The sequence below is a fragment of the Dyella sp. NPDC103356 genome (assembly GCF_055584465.1).
In genome coordinates this window covers 368,707-386,291 of sequence record NZ_JBVJLZ010000003.1, presented here as the reverse complement: position 1 = coordinate 386,291, position 17,585 = coordinate 368,707, and the positions used below count along the sequence as shown (strand labels likewise).

The following is a 17,585-nucleotide window of genomic DNA, read 5'->3' as shown; positions in this document are numbered from 1 at the left end:
GCGACCCCTTCAGAACCGGGCATCATACGAGGTTAGCGCATTGCCAGCCAAGCGGCGGATCGCTACACTGGACCTCGACTTAAGTAGCTTTTTTCTCTCAGGATTTCTTATGGCCCGCATTACCGTGGAAGACTGCCTAGAGGTGGTCGACAACCGATTTGAGCTGGTGCTCATGGCGACCAAGCGCGCCCGCCAGCTCGCCAAGGGTGCCGAGCCGGCGGTCAACCCCGACCATGACAAGCCGACCGTGCTGGCGCTGCGCGAGATCGCCGACCGCCGCATCGACCAGGCCACCATCGACGAAATCGATCGTGCCGAGCGCGAGCGCGCCGAGCGCGAGGCCCTGGAATGGGCTGCCGCCGAGGTCGATGACGATCTCTCCAAGGGCGGAGACGACTGATGGATGGCGGCGTCTGTAGTCAGCGTTCATGGCGCGCCGGCACTGCCGGTGCGATGTGGCGCTGGACACAGCACGCCAACCGTTCGTCCAAACGCATGGAGGCGGCTGCCTGAGTGGGCGCCGACCAACCCTCATGACGGCGGCCACGTCCGATACGGAATCGTCGACGCTGCCGCCCTACGTGCTTGCGCTGAAAGAACGTGTTGCCTACCTGCCCGAAGCGCAGGTGGAGCGGGTGCTGCGTGCCTATGAAGTCGGTGCGCAGGCGCACGAGGGCCAGACCCGCAAGAGCGGCGAGCCCTATATCACCCATCCCATCGCGGTGGCTGGCATCCTGGCCGAGCTTGGCCTGGACGCCGAAACGATCATCGCCGCGATCCTGCACGACACCCTCGAAGACACCCAGCTCAGCCGTGCCGAACTGACCGGCGAATTCGGCGAAACCGTGGCCGAGCTGGTCGACGGCGTCACCAAGTTGGACAAGATGAGCTTTTCCAGCCGCCAGGAAGCGGACGCGGAAAGCTTCCGCAAGATGCTGCTGGCGATGGCGCGCGATATCCGCGTGATCCTGATCAAGCTCTCCGATCGCCTGCACAACATGCGCACGCTGGGCGCGAAAGATGCCGTCTCAAGCCGGCGTATCGCGCGCGAGACGCTGGAAATCTACGCGCCTATTGCGCAGCGTCTGGGCATGAACAAGTTCAAGGCGGAGCTGCAGGACCTGGGCTTCCGCGCACTGCATCCGGATCGTTACCGCGTCATCAGCGAGCGCATTCGCGCGGCGCTGGGCAATCGTCGCGAAGCGATGGGCAAGATCGAAACCGCGCTTTCCACGCGACTGGCGGCCGACCAGCTGTCCGCGCGGGTGGTGGGCCGGATCAAGTCGCCGTGGAGCATCTATTCGAAGATGCGCAACGAGCACAAGAGTTTTGCGCAGCTGATGGACGTCTACGGTTTTCGCGTGGTCGTCGATAGCGCGATGAGTTGCTATATGGCGCTCGGCGCCGTGCATTCGTTGTACAAGCCGGTCGATCGCCGCTTCAAGGATTTCATCGCGATCCCCAAGGCCAACGGTTACCAGTCGCTGCATACCGTGCTGCTCGGGCCGTTCGGTGCGCCGATCGAAGTGCAGATTCGCACGGCCGAGATGGACTCGGTCGCCGAGCGCGGCGTGGCCGCGCATTGGGCCTACAAGACCGACTCGGCGCCGGCCAACAGCGCGCAGGCGCGTGCCCGCGAATGGCTTTCCTCGCTGGCCGACAGCCAGGCGAACACCGCCTCCTCGGCGGAGTTCATCGAGAACGTCAAGATCGACCTGTTTCCGGACGAGGTCTACCTGTTCACGCCGCGTGGCGACATTCTGTCGTTGCCGCGCAACGCGACGGCGCTCGATTTCGCCTACGCGGTGCACACCGACGTTGGCGACCACGCCGTGGCGGCGCGCGTCGACAAGAAGCTGCTGCCATTGCGTACGCGACTGGAATCAGGGCAACTGGTCGAAATCATTACCGCGCCGTCCGCCGTGCCGAACCCGGCGTGGCTGGAATCGGTGGTCACCGGCAAGGCGCGCACGGCGATTCGCCAGTACCTGAAACACCTGCAGCACGAGGATGCGGTCGACTTCGGCCATCGCATGCTCGATCGCGCGCTGGATGCGCTGGGCAGCAGCCTGGATGCGATTCCGCCCAAGGTGCTCGATCGTTTCCTAGAGGCGTCGAAGTTCAAGCGCCTGGAAGAGTTGTTGTCCGATATCGCGCTGGGCAACCGCATGCCGCATATCGTCGCCAACCAGTTGATGGAGGCGCGCGGGCGGCAGAAGGATGGCGGTGCGCCGCAGCAGCCGCATGTTATGGAGAAGATCCGCATCACCGGTGCCGAGCGCGGCGTGCTCAGCTTCGGCAATTGCTGTCACCCGTTGCCCGGCGACGAGATCATCGGCTATCTGTCTTCGGGCAAGGGCATCGTCGTGCATCGCGTCGAATGTCCGAATGTCGTCGAGTTGCGCAAATCGCCCGAACGCTGCGTGGCCATCGAATGGGACCGCGACGTACAGGGCGACTATCGCGCCGAGCTGCGCATCGAAGTCATCAATCGCCCTGGTGTTCTCGCGACGGTTGCGGCGGCTATCGCGGCTGCCGATTCGAATATCGAAAACGTCGAATATGTCGAGCGCGATGCGGCGGCGGCCACGTTGCTGTTCACCATCGAGGTGAAGAACCGCAAGCATCTGGCGGATGTGATTCGTCGCGTTCGGCGGACGGGTGTGGTGAGTGGGGCGTATCGGTATCCTCTTTAGCTGAGAGTGAGTCCGGCCGCTGCGCGGCCTGTGAATGGTCAACGGTAAACGGGGAAAGCGTGCACACTCCGGCCTTTGCTCTTTCCATTTACCATTTACTATTTACAGCTCGCCCAGCGAGCGACTCCATGAGGTCCCCATGTCCCGCAGCATCATCTCTACCGACAAAGCCCCCGCCGCCATCGGCCCGTATTCGCAAGCCGTCCAGGCTGGAAACACCGTGTATTTCTCCGGTCAGATCCCGCTCGATCCGGCGACGGGCAATCTGATCGACGGCGATATCGCCGCGCAGACGCGTCGCGTCTTCGACAATCTCACGGCCGTGGCCGAGGCTGCCGGTGGTTCATTGGCCAAGATCGTGCGCGTCGGCATCTATGTCACCGACCTGGCGAATTTCGCCACCGTCAACCAGGTGATGGCCGAGTACTTCCAGGCGCCGTTTCCGGCGCGCTCCACCATCGAGGTCTCGGGCCTGCCCAAGGCCGCGCAGGTGGAAGTCGATGCGGTGATGGTGCTCGATTAAGCGCACGCCGACACCAAGGATGATGCGTTCCGGGTTACGCCATCGTGGCGGGCTCGGTTAGGCTCTTCGTCATGCCCGCTCGCGCCGTCACCCCCGATCCTGTTGCCGATCCCGGTGCCGCACCGGTGTCGACGCTGCCCGGCGTCGGGCCGGCGCTTGCGCAGACCTTGGCGAAGCTCGGTCTGGAACGCGTGCAGGACCTGTGGTTTCACCTGCCTTTGCGCTACGAGGATCGTACGCGCGTTACGTCCATCGGCGATTTGCGTCCGGGCGATCGGGCGCAAGTGTCCGGCATCATCGAGTCGGTCGAGCACAGCTACCGCGGTCGCGTGCAGCTGAAGGTGGCCATTCGCGATGCGTCCGATACGCTGCTGGTGCTGCGCTTCTTTCATTTTCATCGTGCCCAGGTCGAGCAACTCAAGCGCGGTTCGCGTCTGCTTTGCTATGGCGAAGCACGCTGGGTGGCCAACAGCCTGGAGATGGTGCATCCGCAATATCAGCGCATCGAGGTGGAAGCCGCGCCGGCGCTCGAAGATCGGCTCAGTCCGATCTATCCGACGACCGAGGGCTTGGGGCCGAAACGTCTGGCCGGAGTGATCGAAAAATCGCTCGCCGTATTGCCTCAGGATGACCAGCTTGAGCTGATACCCGCCGAGCTGCGCGCGAAGTACGGACTCGGCTCATTGCGCGATGCCCTGATGTTTGTGCATCGTCCGCCGCCCGACGCGGTGGTTGCCGATCTGATTGGGGGGCGCCATCCCTCGCAGCAGCGTCTGGCCTTCGAAGAGCTGTTGACCCAACACCTGAGCTTGAAGCGCATGCGTGCTGCCGTGCGCAGTCGCCGTTCTCCGGTGCTCGCGGCGCGTGGCGACCTGCACAAGCAATTGCTGAAGACCTTGCCGTTCAAGTTGACCGGAGCGCAGGCGCGCGTGGAGGCCGAAGTGGCGGCGGACCTGGCCAAGCCCAAGCCGATGCTGCGGCTGGTGCAGGGCGACGTCGGCTCCGGCAAGACCGTGGTGGCCGCACTCGCGGCATTGGCCGCCGTGCAGGCCGGTTATCAGGTGGCATTGATGGCGCCGACGGAACTGCTTGCCGAACAGCATCTTCGCCTGTTTCGTTTATGGCTGGAGCCGCTGGGCGTCGCGGTCGAATGGCTGGCTGGCAAAGTGCAGGGCACGGCGCGCAAGAAAGCCTTGCAGCGCGTGGCCGAAGGCGCGGCCATTGTGATCGGCACACATGCCCTGATGCAGGAGGGCGTGGCGTTCGCGCGCCTGGGTCTGGTCATCGTCGACGAGCAGCATCGCTTTGGCGTGCATCAGCGTTTGGCCCTGCGCGACAAGGGGCTGGAGGGCGATCAGGTGCCGCATCAGCTGGTGCTGACGGCCACTCCGATTCCGCGCACGCTGGCGATGAGCGCCTATGCCGATCTCGATGTGTCGTCGATCGACGAATTGCCGCCGGGCCGCACGCCGGTGCAGACGATTGCCATTTCCAATGCGCGCCGCTACGACGTGATCGAGCGCATCCATGCTGCCTGTGGCGAAGGCCGGCAGGTGTATTGGGTATGCACGCTGATCGAGGAATCCGAGCAATTGCGTGCGCAGGCCGCTGAAGTGGCTCACGCCGAACTCTCCGCGGCGTTGGAAGGCTTCAAGGTCGGCATCATCCATGGGCGCATGAAGCCCAAGGAAAAGCAGGCCGTCATGGATGCGTTCAAGGCCGGCGAGCTTGCCGTGCTGGTGGCGACCACCGTGATCGAAGTCGGCGTCGACGTGCCCAATGCCAGCCTGATGGTGATCGAGAACAGCGAGCGCCTGGGACTGGCACAGCTGCACCAGCTGCGTGGTCGCGTCGGCCGAGGCGCGATCGCCTCCAACTGTGTGCTGCTGTATCAACCGCCGCTGGGGCAGCTCGCCAGGGAGCGCTTGCAGGTCATGCGCGATACCAACGATGGATTTCGCATTGCCGAAAAAGATTTGGAACTGCGTGGCCCCGGTGAAGTGCTCGGTACGCGCCAGACCGGCCAGCTCAGTTTCCGTATTGCCGACCTTGCTCGCGACGGCCATCTATTGCCGGCGGTGCAAGCGATTGGCGAGCGCTTGTTGAAGGAGCATCCGCAGCAGGCGGAGCGGCTGATCGAGCGCTGGGTGGGCGGCGCGGCGCGGTATGCGCATGCGTAGATATCCTTGACGCTAGTCCCTATCGCAGGGGTGGCCCCAGGCATCTCGAAAACCTTTCTATTCGTCATCCCGGCGCAGGCCGGGACCCAGTGGCTTCGGCTCTCGGTTTTCGCGATCACTGGGCATCTGACGCGATAACCCGCCGATGACGCCACTGGGTTCCGGCCTGCGCCGGAATGACGATCATGGTGAAGCTCTTCGAGGCTTCCTTGGCTTGGCGGCTTTGCCAGCGGTGTCGCTCGCTCCGTTTACTGTTTACCATTTATGGCTCAAAGAAGAGCGACCTGACGAGCTACCCATGTCCCAGCCCCAACTCCTGATCGACACCGACCCTGGCGTAGACGACGCCCTGGCCATCCTGATGGCGCACGCGCATGCCGAAGTGCTCGGTCTGAGCGTGGCGGCAGGCAATGTCGGTCTGGGTCACACGGTGCGCAACGCGCGCACGCTGGTCGATCTGGTAGCGGGCACTTTTCCGGTATTTGCCGGCTGTCCGGCGCCACTGGTGCGCATGCCTGAAGAAGACGCCGCCTTCGTGCATGGCCAGGACGGCTTCGGCGACGTGGGTTTTGGCGAGCCCAAGGCCCAGGCATCGGATGAGGTTGCCGCCCTGGCGCTGATTCGCCTGACCCGTGAGCATCCCGATCTGACCCTGATCGCCCTGGCGCCGTTGACCAATCTGGCACTGGCCGTGCGCATCGATCCGACGCTGCCGCAGCGCGTAAAGCGCCTGGTGATCATGGGTGGCGCAGTGACCGGCCATGGCAACACCAACATCGTGCCGGCCGAGTTCAACGTTGGCTTCGATCCGGAAGCGGCTCACGTGGTGTTCGAGGCTTTTCCGTTTTTCGAGCTGGTCGACTGGGAGGCTACGCTGCGCCACGCTTTTGACGAAGCCGAATTCGATGGCTGGCTGGCCAAGGGTGACAAGCGCGCCCAGTTCTTCGGCCAGGTGTTCGGTACGGCGCGCTTGTTCAACAGTAAAAAAGAGCGCCGGGGCATCATCGCTGCCGATGCGCTGGCGATGGCCGTGGCGATCGACCCGAGCATCGTGACCCGGGCCGAAGACCGCCATGTCGCGGTCGAGCTGGACGGCCGCCTCACCCGCGGGGCGACGGTGGTCGACTGGTCGCACCGCCTGGGCAAGGCAGCCAACGCCAGGATCGTGCTGGAGATAGACCAGGCGCGGTTTGCGGCCATGGTACGGCGGGCCCTGGGGGCGGAAGGCTGAGGCAGGGCAGGTCAACTTGCGCCCAAAGCCTCCGCTCGATATACTGCCGCTCTTTTCACCCACCGCTTTTGCAGAGTTCTAGCCATGAAGCCCGATATCCATCCAACTTACCGGCAGGTGGTGTTCCAGGATCTGTCGTCCGAATTCGCGTTCCTGACGCGCTCGACGATCGCCTCCAAGGAAACCGTCAAGTGGGAAGACGGTAACGAGTACCCGCTGATCAAGGTGGATATCTCCAGCCATTCCCATCCTTTCTACACCGGCAAGCAGAAGACGCTTGACGTGGGCGGCCGCGTCGACAAGTTCCGTCGTCGTTACGCAGGTAGCGCGAAGTAAGCATGCCGGCTGGTCGCCCCCGGGCGGCTTGACCTGAAATGTCGACGCGGGGCGAGCCATGGCTCGCCCCGCGTTTTTTTGCGTCTGCCTGCCGAACCATCCGCTATCGAATGTTGTTTGCTGTGGTGCGATAATAGGAAAGTTGTATCGCCGCTTTCCCCATGCAGCGATACGCCTAACCCCGCCAACGGAAGCCCCCGCGGCCGCTGGCGACGACATTCGTGTAAGGAGGTTTTCGTGTCCGATCCTAAAATCGTCAAGCTGGTGGATGAGTCCAATCAGCGCAGCAGCGAACTACCCTTGCTGAGCGGCACGCTCGGTCCGGCGTGCATCGACATCGGCACGCTGTACAAGGACACGGGCCACTTTACCTACGACCCGGGCTACGGCAGCACCGCCAGCACCAAGAGCGCGATCACCTATATCGACGGCGACGAGGGCGTGCTGCTCTATCGCGGTTACCCGATCGAGCAGTTGGCCGAGAAGTCGAACTTCCTCGAAGTGGCCTACCTGCTGCTCAACGGCGAACTGCCGAACAAGACGGACTTCGGCAACTTCGAAAACGACATCACGCATCACACGATGATGCACGAGTCGCTGAAGGACTTCTTCAAGGGCTTTCATCACGACGCCCACCCGATGGCCATGCTGGCCGCTTCGGTCGCTTCGCTGTCGGCGTTCTACCACGACGATCTCAACGTCGACGATCCGGCCGACCGCAAGCTGGCCGCCGTGCGTCTGATAGCCAAGATGCCGACGATCGCCGCGGCCTGCTACCGCTATTCGATCGGCTGGCCGATGCGCTATCCGCGCAACAACCTCGAGTACGTCGACCGCTTCCTGCACATGATGTTCGAAGTGCCGAGCGAGCCGCTGGCGATGAGCCCGGTGGCTGCCAAGGCGCTGGACCTGCTGTTCATCCTGCATGCCGACCACGAGCAGAACGCGTCGACCTCGACCGTGCGCCTGGTCGGCTCGACCGGTGCCAACCCGTACGCCTCGATCGCTGCCGGCATCACGGCGCTGTGGGGCCCGGCACACGGCGGCGCCAACGAAGCCGTGCTCAAGATGCTCGAAGAGATCGGTACGGCCGACAAGGTCGAGACCGCCGTCAAGCGCGCGAAGGACAAGAACGACAACTTCCGCCTGATGGGCTTCGGTCACCGCGTCTACAAGAACTTCGATCCGCGCGCGAAGATCATCCGCGAGATGTGCCACAAGGTACTGGCGGAGCTGGGCGTCAACGATCCGCTGCTCGATGTGGCCATGAAGCTCGAAGAGGCGGCGCTGAAGGACGATTACTTCGTCGAGCGCAAGCTGTACCCGAACGTCGACTTCTACTCGGGCATCATCTACAAGGCGCTGGGCATCCCGACCGAGATGTTCACCGTGATGTTTGCCATCGCGCGTACCGCCGGCTGGATCGCGCATTGGATCGAACAGCACGAAACGCCCGGTTCGCGTATCGGTCGTCCGCGCCAGATCTATACGGGTGCCGACGTGCGGAACTATGTGGCTTCGGATAAGCGCTGAGGTTTTGGCGTGATGTAAAAAAGCCCCGGTTTTGCCGGGGCTTTTTTTATTGGACGAGGACGGTCTTGCCTAACGCAATGCCGCCGCCAATTTCCTCTCGAACGCATCCTCGTCATTGTCCGCTTCGGCCAGCAACTCTTCGGCCATCGCCAATGACGCACGCCGCATCGGTTTCTCGTCGACACGGTCCAGGGGTGCCTGCCGCAATGCATCGCGCGGCAGTACGGTCAGGTCGAACGGCAGGCTGTCGGCGGCAAACAGCAGCACCGGGTATTCGACCTGTTCGTCGCGGGTGACACGCAGGCGCCGTGTCTGTACGTCGACCGGAACGCCGCGTTCCTGCAGAAACAACGTGACCGCTTCGGGTGTGTCGCTGAACACATGCAGGCAGACCGCCGAATAAGCATCGGCCGTGCCTTCCAGTACCGCGCCGACCAGCCGTGGTTCGAAATCGGCCAGAAAGCGCATCGCTTCGACGGCCGCTTCGCGGCGTTCGCGTAAGAGTTGGGGTTGGCTGTCGCCGTGGAAAATGCGTTGGTGCTCGCGCAGGGCGTCTTCGATTTCGTTGTTGCGCGGCAGGGCTTGGGCGTCGTGTACGCCGAGTCGTTCGGCGGCCTTGAGCTTGGCATGATGAAAGTCGCGGATCCCGTGTTCGCTCATCAGGCGAGCCGCTTCCTGGGCTACGCGCAGACGGTTGCGTTGTACACGGTCCTGGGCATGGATGCGATGATGTTCGCCTCGCGCCATGTCTTTCCCTCCTCAGTCAGGTTGCATGGGGGGAGCGGCCATTCGATGCGATGGCCTTAAGGCCTTGGATGCCAAGGTTGCCTGCCTTCGCAGGGCAGGCAACTTCGGGTCCGTACCTTTTGAGCGTCAGAAAATGTCGTACGCGTGTTGCTGGTCCGGATCCTCCTTCTGTTGCTGGGCCTGCTGGCGCAGGCGGTCTACATCTTCCACCTTGAACATTTCAGGCATGCTGTTGGGGTCGCCTGGGTCCGAAGGCAAGCCGCTGGAGCGGTTGATCTGTACCGTACTGATGCCGGGCGGCATCGGCAAGGTGGTCGAGGGCTGGTCCTTCAGGGCGGCGCCCATGTAGTCGATCCAGATCGGTAATGCGGCCTTGGCGCCGAATTCTCCGCGGCCCAGCGACGAGAAGTCGTCAAAACCGACCCATACCGTCGTGACGAGATCGCCATTGAAGCCGGCGAACCACGCGTCGCGATGGTCGTTGGTCGAGCCGGTCTTGCCGGCCAGGTCGTCACGGCCCAGGACCTTCACCGCAGCGCCCGTGCCTCGAATCACCACGTCCTTCATCAGCGAGGTGATCAGGTAGTCGTTGCGGACATCGATCACTTCCGGGGCCAGCACGGGCGGCTTGTTGCCTTCGTGCGCATCGGCCGGCAGCACCACACCGGTGCTGGCCGAGGCGCTCGGGGTCTCGCTGCTGGAGGCGCTGGCGACGGTCGCGCCATTGGTGGCGGGCGTATCGGGCGGCGGCGGGCCGATCGGGCGGGTGTCCAGCAGGCGTTCCTGGCAGGTGCGGCAGGCGCGCGCCGGGTTGGCCAGATAGACCGCCTTGCCGTCGCGATCGTCGATCTCGCTGATGAAGTACGGCGTGATCAGATAGCCGCCGTTGGCGAAGACGCTATAGCCGCGGGCCATGCTCATCGGCGAGACGGAGGCCGTGCCCAGCGCCATCGAGAGATTGGCGGGCAGTGCATCCAGCGCAAAGCCGAAGCGGGTGACGTAGTCGCGCGCGTAGCGCACGCCGATGGCATCGAGCAGGCGCACCGATACCAGGTTCTTCGATTTGACCAAGGCTTCGCGCAGACGGATCGGACCGTCGAACTTGTCGTCATCGTTGGACGGGGTCCAGACGCCGCCGGGTCGCGAGGGGTCCGGCAGGGAGATCGGCGCGTCGTTGACGATCGATGCCGGGTTGAAGCCGCGTTCGAAGGCCGCCGAATAGATGTACGGCTTGAAGCTGGAGCCTGGCTGGCGTGCCGCCATCACCGCGCGATTGAACTTGCTGCGCAGGAAGTTGAAGCCGCCGACAATCGCCTGGACGGCGCCATCTTCGGGATTGACCGAGGCCAGCGCGGCCTGGGCCTTGGGGATCTGAGTGAGCTGCCACTCGCCCTTGTCGTTGCGCGACAGGCGCACGATGTCGCCCCGCTTCAATACCTCGGCAACGTCCTTGGGGGCGGCGCCAACACGACTATCGCTGATGTAGGGGCGCGCCCAGCGGACCGCGTCCATGCCCAGCTTCACCGGCTCGCGCGTGCCCAGATAAACAGAGGCTTCATTGGCCGAAACGTCGGTGACGATGCCCGGCTGCATGCCGGAAATATCGGTATAGCTCGACAGCACGCGGTCGTAGTCGTCATGCGAGGCATCGGGGGCGAGCTCCTGATGGCCCTCGGGGCCGCGCCAGCCATGGCGCTGGTCGTAGACGACCAGGCCGGCGCGTACCGCGTTGACGGCCTGTTGCTGGCGTGAGCTGACCACCGTGGTCTTGACCACATAACCCTCGGTCAGCGCGTCGTTGCCCAGGCGTTCGATGGCCTGCAGGCGCACCATCTCGGCCAGGTAGGGGGCGTCGACCTCGATCGGTTGCTCGTGCGGGAAGGCGTCGTTGGGCTCGGCGACGGCCTGATCGTGCTCCGCCTTGGTGATGTAGTGGTTTTCCAGCATCTGGCCCAGCACCCAGTTGCGGCGGCCCAGGCCGCGCTTGGGGCTATTGATCGGGTTGACCACCGAGGGCAGCTGGAAGGTCGAGGCGATCATGGCGCACTGGGCGATGGTCAGCTGGTCGAGCGACTTGCCATAGTAATAAGCCGCGGCAGCCGCCACGCCGTAGGAGCGGTGGCCCAGGAACATCTTGTTGAGATAGAGCTCCAGGATCTGGTCCTTGGTCAGCTCGTTCTCCATGCGCAAAGCGATGAAAATCTCGGTCAGCTTGCGCGAATAGAGCTTTTCCGGGCTCAGGAAGAAGTTGCGCGCCACCTGCTGGGTGATGGTCGAGCCGCCGGGGCCTTTGTCGCCGCCGGACGTGACCACATGCCAGCCGGCACGGGCGATACCGTGCCAGTCGACGCCCGGATGCTTATAGAACTCGGCGTCCTCGGCCGCCAGGACGGCATGCTTGAGCCGGTCCGGCACGTTGGCGATGGCCACCGGGATACGCCGGGTTTCGCCAAAAGTCGCAATCAGCTTGCCATCCGCGGTCAGTACCTTGAGCGGCACCTGCATGTGGTAGTCCTTGAGGACGGCCACGGAGGGGAGGCGGGGGGCGATCAGCCAGTAAGCCACGCCGACTGCGGCTACGGCCAGCAGTAATCCGGTGAAAGCCAGGATCAATGCCCAGCGCAGCAATCGCTTAATTATTCGCATGGTGTGGAGTTTGCGAGACCTGAGTCAAAACACGACAGAGTATAGATGTTGCAGTATTCGCACCATGAGCAGCGGCCCACAGAGCAAAAAACGAGCCATCGGTTAACTTCGCTCAAGTGTGGATGGCGTCACGCCATAGAGTCGAGAAAGTTGCCGTAGGCCGTTGCCATTACGTTAATTTTTGGATTTAATGCAAGAGCGTACCCGCCACACAAGACGGGGCGTTCAGGGGCAAGGGGGAAAATCGTGGGGCTCTTTACACCCAAGAAGCCGCCGCTTATTGGCGTCGACATCAGTTCGACCGCCGTTAAGCTGCTGCAGCTAAGTCAGGCCGGTAACCGCTATCGCGTGGAACATTACGCGGTCGAGCCGTTGCCCCCCAATGCCGTGGTCGAAAAGAACATCGTCGAGGTCGAGGCGGTGGGCGAAGCGATCCGCCGCGCGCTGGCGCGTTCCGGCTCCAAGCTCAAGCACGCTTCGGCGGCAGTCGCGGGGTCGGCGGTCATCACCCGCATCATCCCGATGTCGAGCGAGTTGAGCGACGACGATCTGGAAGGCCAGATCCAGGTCGAGGCCAACCAGTACATCCCGTATCCGATCGACGAAGTCAGCCTCGATTTCGAGGTGCTCGGCCCGGTACGTGACAACCCCGAAATGAATAACGTGCTGCTGGCCGCCTCGCGTACCGAGAACGTCGACATGCGCGTGGCCGCGCTGGATCTGGGCGGCCTGGCCGCCAAGGTGATCGACGTCGAAGCCTTCGCAATGGAAAACGCCTTCGCCATGCTGGCCGACCAGCTCAATGTCGGTCGCGACGCGCTGGTCGCCGTGGTCGATATCGGCGCCACCATGACCACGCTGTCGGTGCTGCGCAATCAGCGCACCATCTATTCGCGCGAACAGGTCTTCGGTGGCAAGCAGCTGACCGATGAAATCATGCGCCGCTACGGTCTTTCCTATGAGGAGGCCGGTCGCGCCAAGCGCAAGGGCGGCCTGCCCGACTCGTACGAGAGCGAGGCGCTGGAGCCGTTCAAGGAGTCGCTGATTCAGCAGATCAGCCGTCTGCTGCAGTTCTTCTTTGCCGGCAGCGAGTACAGCAAGGTCGATCAGGTCGTGCTGGCCGGCGGCTGTGCTTCGATCGACGGCTTAGGTCCCATGCTCGAAGATCAACTGGGCGTGTCGTGCATCGTCGCCAATCCGCTTGCGCGCATGTCGCTGTCGCCGCGCGTGCAGGCGCAGTCGCTGGCGCAGGATGCTCCGGCCCTGATGATCGCCGTCGGTCTCGCGTTGAGGAGCTTTGACTGATGGCACATATCAACCTCCTTCCGTGGCGCATCGAGCGCCGCAAGCAGCGAGAGCGCGAGTTCTTCATGCAGCTCGGCGCGGCGTTCGTCATCGCGTTGCTGTGCGTTGGCGTCTGGGCGACGGTGATGAACATGCGCATCGACAACCAGACCGCTCGCAATACGTATCTTCAGGGCGAGATCAAGCAGCTCGATGAGCGCATCGCCAAGATCAAGGATCTGGAAAAGGTTCGCGAGCGCCTGCTGGCACGCAAACAGATCATCGAACAGCTTCAGGCCAACCGTTCGCAGATGGTGCATCTGTTCGACGAGCTGGTGAAGACCATTCCGGCCAGTGCGCGCCTGGGTGGCCTCAAGCAGAGCGGCGATTCGATGACGCTCGAAGGCGTCGCCCAGTCCAATGCGAGCGTCGCCGAATACATGCGCAATATCGAGTCGTCGCCGTGGATGGGACACGCCGATCTGCGCAAGACCGAAAACACCCACGGCGATTCGCGCATGCCGTACACCTTCGGCCTGGACGTGGCCTTGAGCCGCCCCAAGTCGGATGACCAGGATCCGGACAAGACCCCGATCATGCCCGCTGCAGCCAGTACCTCGGCCGCGCCGGCCGCCAAGCCACCGGTTCCCGCCGCTGCGATGGCGCCGGCAGCCGCACCTGCGGCGGCACCCGCCAAACCCGCGACCGCTGCCAAACCGGCTGCCGCCCAACCTGCGGGAGGCAAGGCATGAAGTTCATCGATGACCTGCGCAGCCTTGACCGCAACAACATTGGCGGTTGGCCGCAATCGATCAAGATTTTCTTCACCGTGCTGGTTTTTGCGGTGATCGTCCTGCTCGGCTGGTATCTGTTCATCAGCGACCAGCAGGACCAGATGACCCAGCTGACCGGCAAGGAACAGCAGCTGCGCCAGGAGTTCTCGCAGAAGCAGGCCAAGGCGGTCAATCTCGAAGCGCTGCAACAGCAGCTCGACGAGATGCAGGACATGCTGCGCCAGTTGCTGCGCCAGCTACCCAGCAAGACCGAGATGCCGGAACTGCTGATCGATATTTCGCAAACGGCCCTGTCGGCGGGCCTGGAAACCGAGTTGTTCCAGCCCGGTGCCGAGACGCCGAAGGACTTCTACGCAGAAAAGCCGATCACGTTGCGCATGGTGGGTACCTACCACCAGTTCGGCACCTTCATCAGCGGCGTGGCATCGCTGCCGCGCGTGGTGATCTTGACCTTGCACGATGTGTCCTTGACGCCCAAGGGGGCCGCCAGCGGCAGCAAGCCCAGCGCGACGGCCGTATCGAGCAACGGTCAGCTGGTGCTGCAAGGCACGGTCAAGACATACCGTTATCTTGAAGACGACGAAACCGCAGACGCCAAGGCAAAGAACGCGCTGGCCAATGGCAAGGCGCCGACCAAGGCCGCCGGGGGGCAGAAATGATGATCTTCTCTGCCATCAAGCGGGTGCCGGTCATGCGCATGAGTTTGCTGCTGGGTGTGGCTTTGACCTTGAGCGCCTGCAGTAGCGATTCGGATCTGCGTGAATGGGTTGCCCAGGAAAAGGCCAAGAAAGGTGCGCCGATTCCGCCGCTGCCGGTCATCAAGACCTTCGAAACGTTCACCTATAGCGACCAGAGCAATCGCGATCCCTTCAGCCCGAGTGCGGCCGAACTGCAGCCCGCCAACAGCGGTCCGCGTCCGGATGAAAACCGCGCCAAGGAACCGTTGGAAATGTTCGCGCTCGACAGTTTGAAGATGGTTGGCACGGTGGGGGGCGGCGCTTCGATGGAAGTGCTGGTGAAAGATCCCACCGGCGTGATCCATCGCGTACACCGCAACGAACACATGGGCCAGAGCTACGGTCGGGTCACCGCAATCAGCGAGGACCACATCGATCTGGTGGAACTGGTCTCCAACGGAAATGGTGGCTGGATGGAACGTCCGGCCAGCATCGCGCTTGGCGAGAAATAAGAGATACAGGGGCTGATCCAATGACTTATCACATCAAACCTGTGCGGAATCGTGTCATGCGCCAAGCGAGCCGTTGCCTGAGTGTTGGTCTGCTGATTCTCGGTGCCGCCTGGGCGAGCACCGCGGCCGCAGCGAGCACCACGCTCAAAGACATCAGCTACGACACCTTGCCTGGCGGGCGTGTCGAGCTGCACCTGAACTTCTCGCAGGGGCCGGTGCCCGAGCCGAAGATCTTCACGACCGGCAACCCGCCGCGTATCGCGATCGATTTTGCCGATACCGACAATGCCGCGCCGCGACATCTCGATATCGGCAAGGGCACGACCAACGGTGTGTCGGCGATCGCTGCCGGTGGCCGCACGCGCGTCATCATCGAGCTGCAGCGCGAGTCTTCCTATCGCACGCACGTCGACGGCAACAGCCTGTCGCTGGTCATCAGCAACGGTACCGATTCGCAGACGACCACCACGGCGGCCACCATCGACCCATCCAAGGCCCTGCCGTCCGCATCGGCGGGCGCGGCGGTCTCCAATATCGATTTCCGTCGCGGACCGAACGGCGAAGGCCGTGTGCTGATCAACTTCAACGGCAATGGCGCGAACGCGGACATGAAGAAGGAAGGCGACAAGGTCGTCGTCAACCTGAGCCATGTGAATCTGCCCTCGAACCTGGCGCAGCGCCTGGACGTGCTCGATTTCGCCACTCCGGTGCAGTCGATCACCAGCAAGGGCGGCACCGCTGGCGGCGCACGACTGGAAATCGCGGTAAAGGGCGATATCGATACGTCGGCCTATCAGACCGCCGACCAGTATGTGGTCGAGATCGCGCCGAAGAAGAAAGATCCCAAGGCCGAGGCCAAGCTGGCGCGTGGCCAGGAGCCGGCCTACAACGGCAGCCGCGTGACCTTCAACTTCCAGGACATCCCGACCCGTTCGGTACTGCAGCTGCTGGCTGATATTTCGCAGCTGAACCTGGTCGCTTCCGATACGGTTGGCGGCAGCGTCACGCTGCGTCTGGTCAACGTGCCGTGGGACCAGGCACTGGACGTCGTGTTGCGTGCCAAGGGCCTGGACAAGCGCCGCAACGGCAACGTCATCTGGATCGCGCCGCAGGCCGAGCTTGCCAAGTACGAGCAGGATGTCGCCGACGCCCGCCTGAAGGCGGAAGACAATGCCGAGCTGGTCACCGACTACGTGCCGATCAGCTATGGCAAGGCAAAGGACATCGCCAAGCTGCTGACCCAGAACAGCCTGCAGGGGCAGGGTGGCGCCGGTGCCGGTGGTGGCTCGAGCAACAGCAGTCGCGGCTTCCTTTCCTCGCGCGGCAGCGTGTCGTTCGACGAGCGTACGAACACGCTGCTGATCAACGACACGCCGCAGAAGATCCGTGAGCTGCGTGATGTTATCGCCGTGCTGGACAAGCCGGTGCAGCAGGTGCTGATCGAATCGCGCATCGTGGTGGCGACCGACAACTTCACCCGCGAGCTGGGTGCGAAGTTCGGTGCCTCGGCGATCCGCACGAATCCCAGCGGCCAGCAGATCGGTGTGGGCGGCACGCTGACCCCGCCGACGACCAGCGGTGGTCAGACGACGCTGAGTCCGCTCAACGTCAACCTGCCCTCGAGCACCCAGGGCGGCACGTTCGGTTTCGCTCTGCTCGGCAAGAATTACGCGCTGGATCTGGAGCTCTCGGCCGCACAGCTCGAAGGCCGGGGCGAGGTGGTTTCCAGCCCGCGTGTGATTACCGCCAACCAGCAGGAAGCGGTCATCCGCCAGGGTACGGAAATCGGTTACGTCACCTATCAGAACAGCTCGTCCGGTGCTGCCGGCAGCGGTACGGCAACGGTGCAGTTCAAGGACGCCGTGCTGGAGCTGAAGGTCACGCCGACCATCACCGCCGACAACCGCGTCTACCTCACGATCAATGTGAAGAAGGACGCGCTGAACCAGTTCATCACCGTGCCCGGCAGTGGTCAGGTGCCGCAGATCGATACGCGCGAAATCAACACCTCGGTGCTGGTCGACAACGGTCAGACGGTCGTGCTCGGCGGTATCTATGAAATCACCAAACAGAACACCGTCACCAAGGTGCCTGGACTGGGCGATATCCCGGGGCTTGGCGTGCTGTTCCGCAATACCAAGCGCGAGAACGACAAGGCTGAGCTGCTGATCTTCGTGACGCCGCGTATCCTGAGCGATAGCCTGCAATAACGCGTTAACTACGCTAGTAAGTCAGAAAAGGCGGCCACGGGCCGCCTTTTTTGTTATCACCGAGGCGTTTAGCCATGACCTACGGCATACAGCGCTAAACTTCCTAAATGTGATGTGGTCTTAAGGGTGTGCTGAACAAGTCTACGCAGGCGTCATGATGCCCAGAAGGTCCCCAGCTTGTGCTGCACGGCGCGGGGAAGACTGGCCGTCTTGCCA

Annotated in this window: 14 protein-coding genes; 12 read left to right on the top strand and 2 right to left on the bottom strand. The window is 63.0% G+C overall.

Annotation, left to right across the window (positions count from 1 at the left end):
- Window positions 1–109: 109 nt before the first annotated feature.
- The 7 genes from rpoZ to ACZ6WW_RS08525 all read left to right on the top strand — a co-directional run bounded on the left by rpoZ (window position 110) and on the right by ACZ6WW_RS08525 (window position 8,499).
- Window positions 110–400: a DNA-directed RNA polymerase subunit omega gene (gene rpoZ / locus ACZ6WW_RS08555; protein WP_131152024.1), complete on the top strand. Its 291-nt coding sequence runs from the start codon at window positions 110–112 to the stop codon at window positions 398–400.
- Between the two features lie 133 nt (window positions 401–533).
- A complete protein-coding gene (locus ACZ6WW_RS08550) occupies window positions 534–2,696 on the top strand; it encodes a RelA/SpoT family protein (RefSeq protein WP_281850492.1) in 2,163 nt (720 codons plus the stop codon).
- Between the two features lie 139 nt (window positions 2,697–2,835).
- Complete coding sequence (locus ACZ6WW_RS08545) at window positions 2,836–3,219, top strand: RidA family protein (RefSeq protein ID WP_465273823.1); 384 nt, start codon at window positions 2,836–2,838, stop codon at window positions 3,217–3,219.
- 71 nt (window positions 3,220–3,290) lie between these two features.
- Window positions 3,291–5,399 carry an ATP-dependent DNA helicase RecG gene (gene recG, locus ACZ6WW_RS08540; RefSeq protein ID WP_465273822.1) on the top strand — a complete coding sequence of 703 codons (2,109 nt, stop codon included), beginning with the start codon at window positions 3,291–3,293 and terminating at the stop codon, window positions 5,397–5,399.
- 298 nt (window positions 5,400–5,697) lie between these two features.
- A complete protein-coding gene (locus ACZ6WW_RS08535; protein ID WP_465273821.1) occupies window positions 5,698–6,630 on the top strand; it encodes a nucleoside hydrolase in 933 nt (310 codons plus the stop codon).
- 84 nt (window positions 6,631–6,714) lie between these two features.
- On the top strand, window positions 6,715–6,966 hold the full coding sequence (locus ACZ6WW_RS08530; protein ID WP_281850486.1) for a type B 50S ribosomal protein L31: 252 nt from the start codon (window positions 6,715–6,717) through the stop codon (window positions 6,964–6,966).
- Between the two features lie 237 nt (window positions 6,967–7,203).
- Window positions 7,204–8,499, top strand: a complete 1,296-nt coding sequence (locus tag ACZ6WW_RS08525; RefSeq protein ID WP_281850485.1) for a citrate synthase — start codon at window positions 7,204–7,206, stop codon at window positions 8,497–8,499.
- Between the two features lie 69 nt (window positions 8,500–8,568).
- Here ACZ6WW_RS08525 and ACZ6WW_RS08520 read toward each other — a convergent pair whose 3' ends face one another.
- Window positions 8,569–9,246 (bottom strand): hypothetical protein, encoded by a 678-nt coding sequence (locus ACZ6WW_RS08520; RefSeq protein ID WP_465273820.1) that lies wholly within the window; start codon window positions 9,244–9,246, stop codon window positions 8,569–8,571.
- 126 nt (window positions 9,247–9,372) lie between these two features.
- Entirely contained in the window at window positions 9,373–11,892 is a 2,520-nt protein-coding gene (locus tag ACZ6WW_RS08515; RefSeq protein WP_465273819.1) for a penicillin-binding protein 1A, read from the bottom strand.
- Between the two features lie 246 nt (window positions 11,893–12,138).
- Here ACZ6WW_RS08515 and ACZ6WW_RS08510 point away from each other — a divergent pair, with 246 nt between their 5' ends.
- From ACZ6WW_RS08510 to pilQ, 5 genes are read left to right on the top strand one after another with little or no spacing between them, the layout of a single operon-like run.
- On the top strand, window positions 12,139–13,197 hold the full coding sequence (locus ACZ6WW_RS08510) for a pilus assembly protein PilM (RefSeq protein WP_465273818.1): 1,059 nt from the start codon (window positions 12,139–12,141) through the stop codon (window positions 13,195–13,197).
- On the top strand, window positions 13,197–13,928 hold the full coding sequence (locus ACZ6WW_RS08505) for a PilN domain-containing protein (RefSeq protein WP_465273817.1): 732 nt from the start codon (window positions 13,197–13,199) through the stop codon (window positions 13,926–13,928). Before ACZ6WW_RS08510 ends, ACZ6WW_RS08505 begins: the two co-directional genes overlap by 1 nt.
- The gene (locus ACZ6WW_RS08500) at window positions 13,925–14,629 is read left to right on the top strand and encodes a type IV pilus inner membrane component PilO (protein ID WP_465273816.1); all 705 of its coding nucleotides are present in this window, start codon (window positions 13,925–13,927) and stop codon (window positions 14,627–14,629) included. The genes ACZ6WW_RS08505 and ACZ6WW_RS08500 overlap by 4 nt, the downstream gene beginning before the upstream one ends.
- Window positions 14,626–15,159: a pilus assembly protein PilP gene (locus tag ACZ6WW_RS08495; RefSeq protein WP_281850479.1), complete on the top strand. Its 534-nt coding sequence runs from the start codon at window positions 14,626–14,628 to the stop codon at window positions 15,157–15,159. Before ACZ6WW_RS08500 ends, ACZ6WW_RS08495 begins: the two co-directional genes overlap by 4 nt.
- 56 nt (window positions 15,160–15,215) lie before the next feature.
- Complete coding sequence (gene pilQ, locus ACZ6WW_RS08490; RefSeq protein ID WP_465273815.1) at window positions 15,216–17,369, top strand: type IV pilus secretin PilQ; 2,154 nt, start codon at window positions 15,216–15,218, stop codon at window positions 17,367–17,369.
- The last annotated feature ends 216 nt before the right edge of the window (window positions 17,370–17,585 follow it).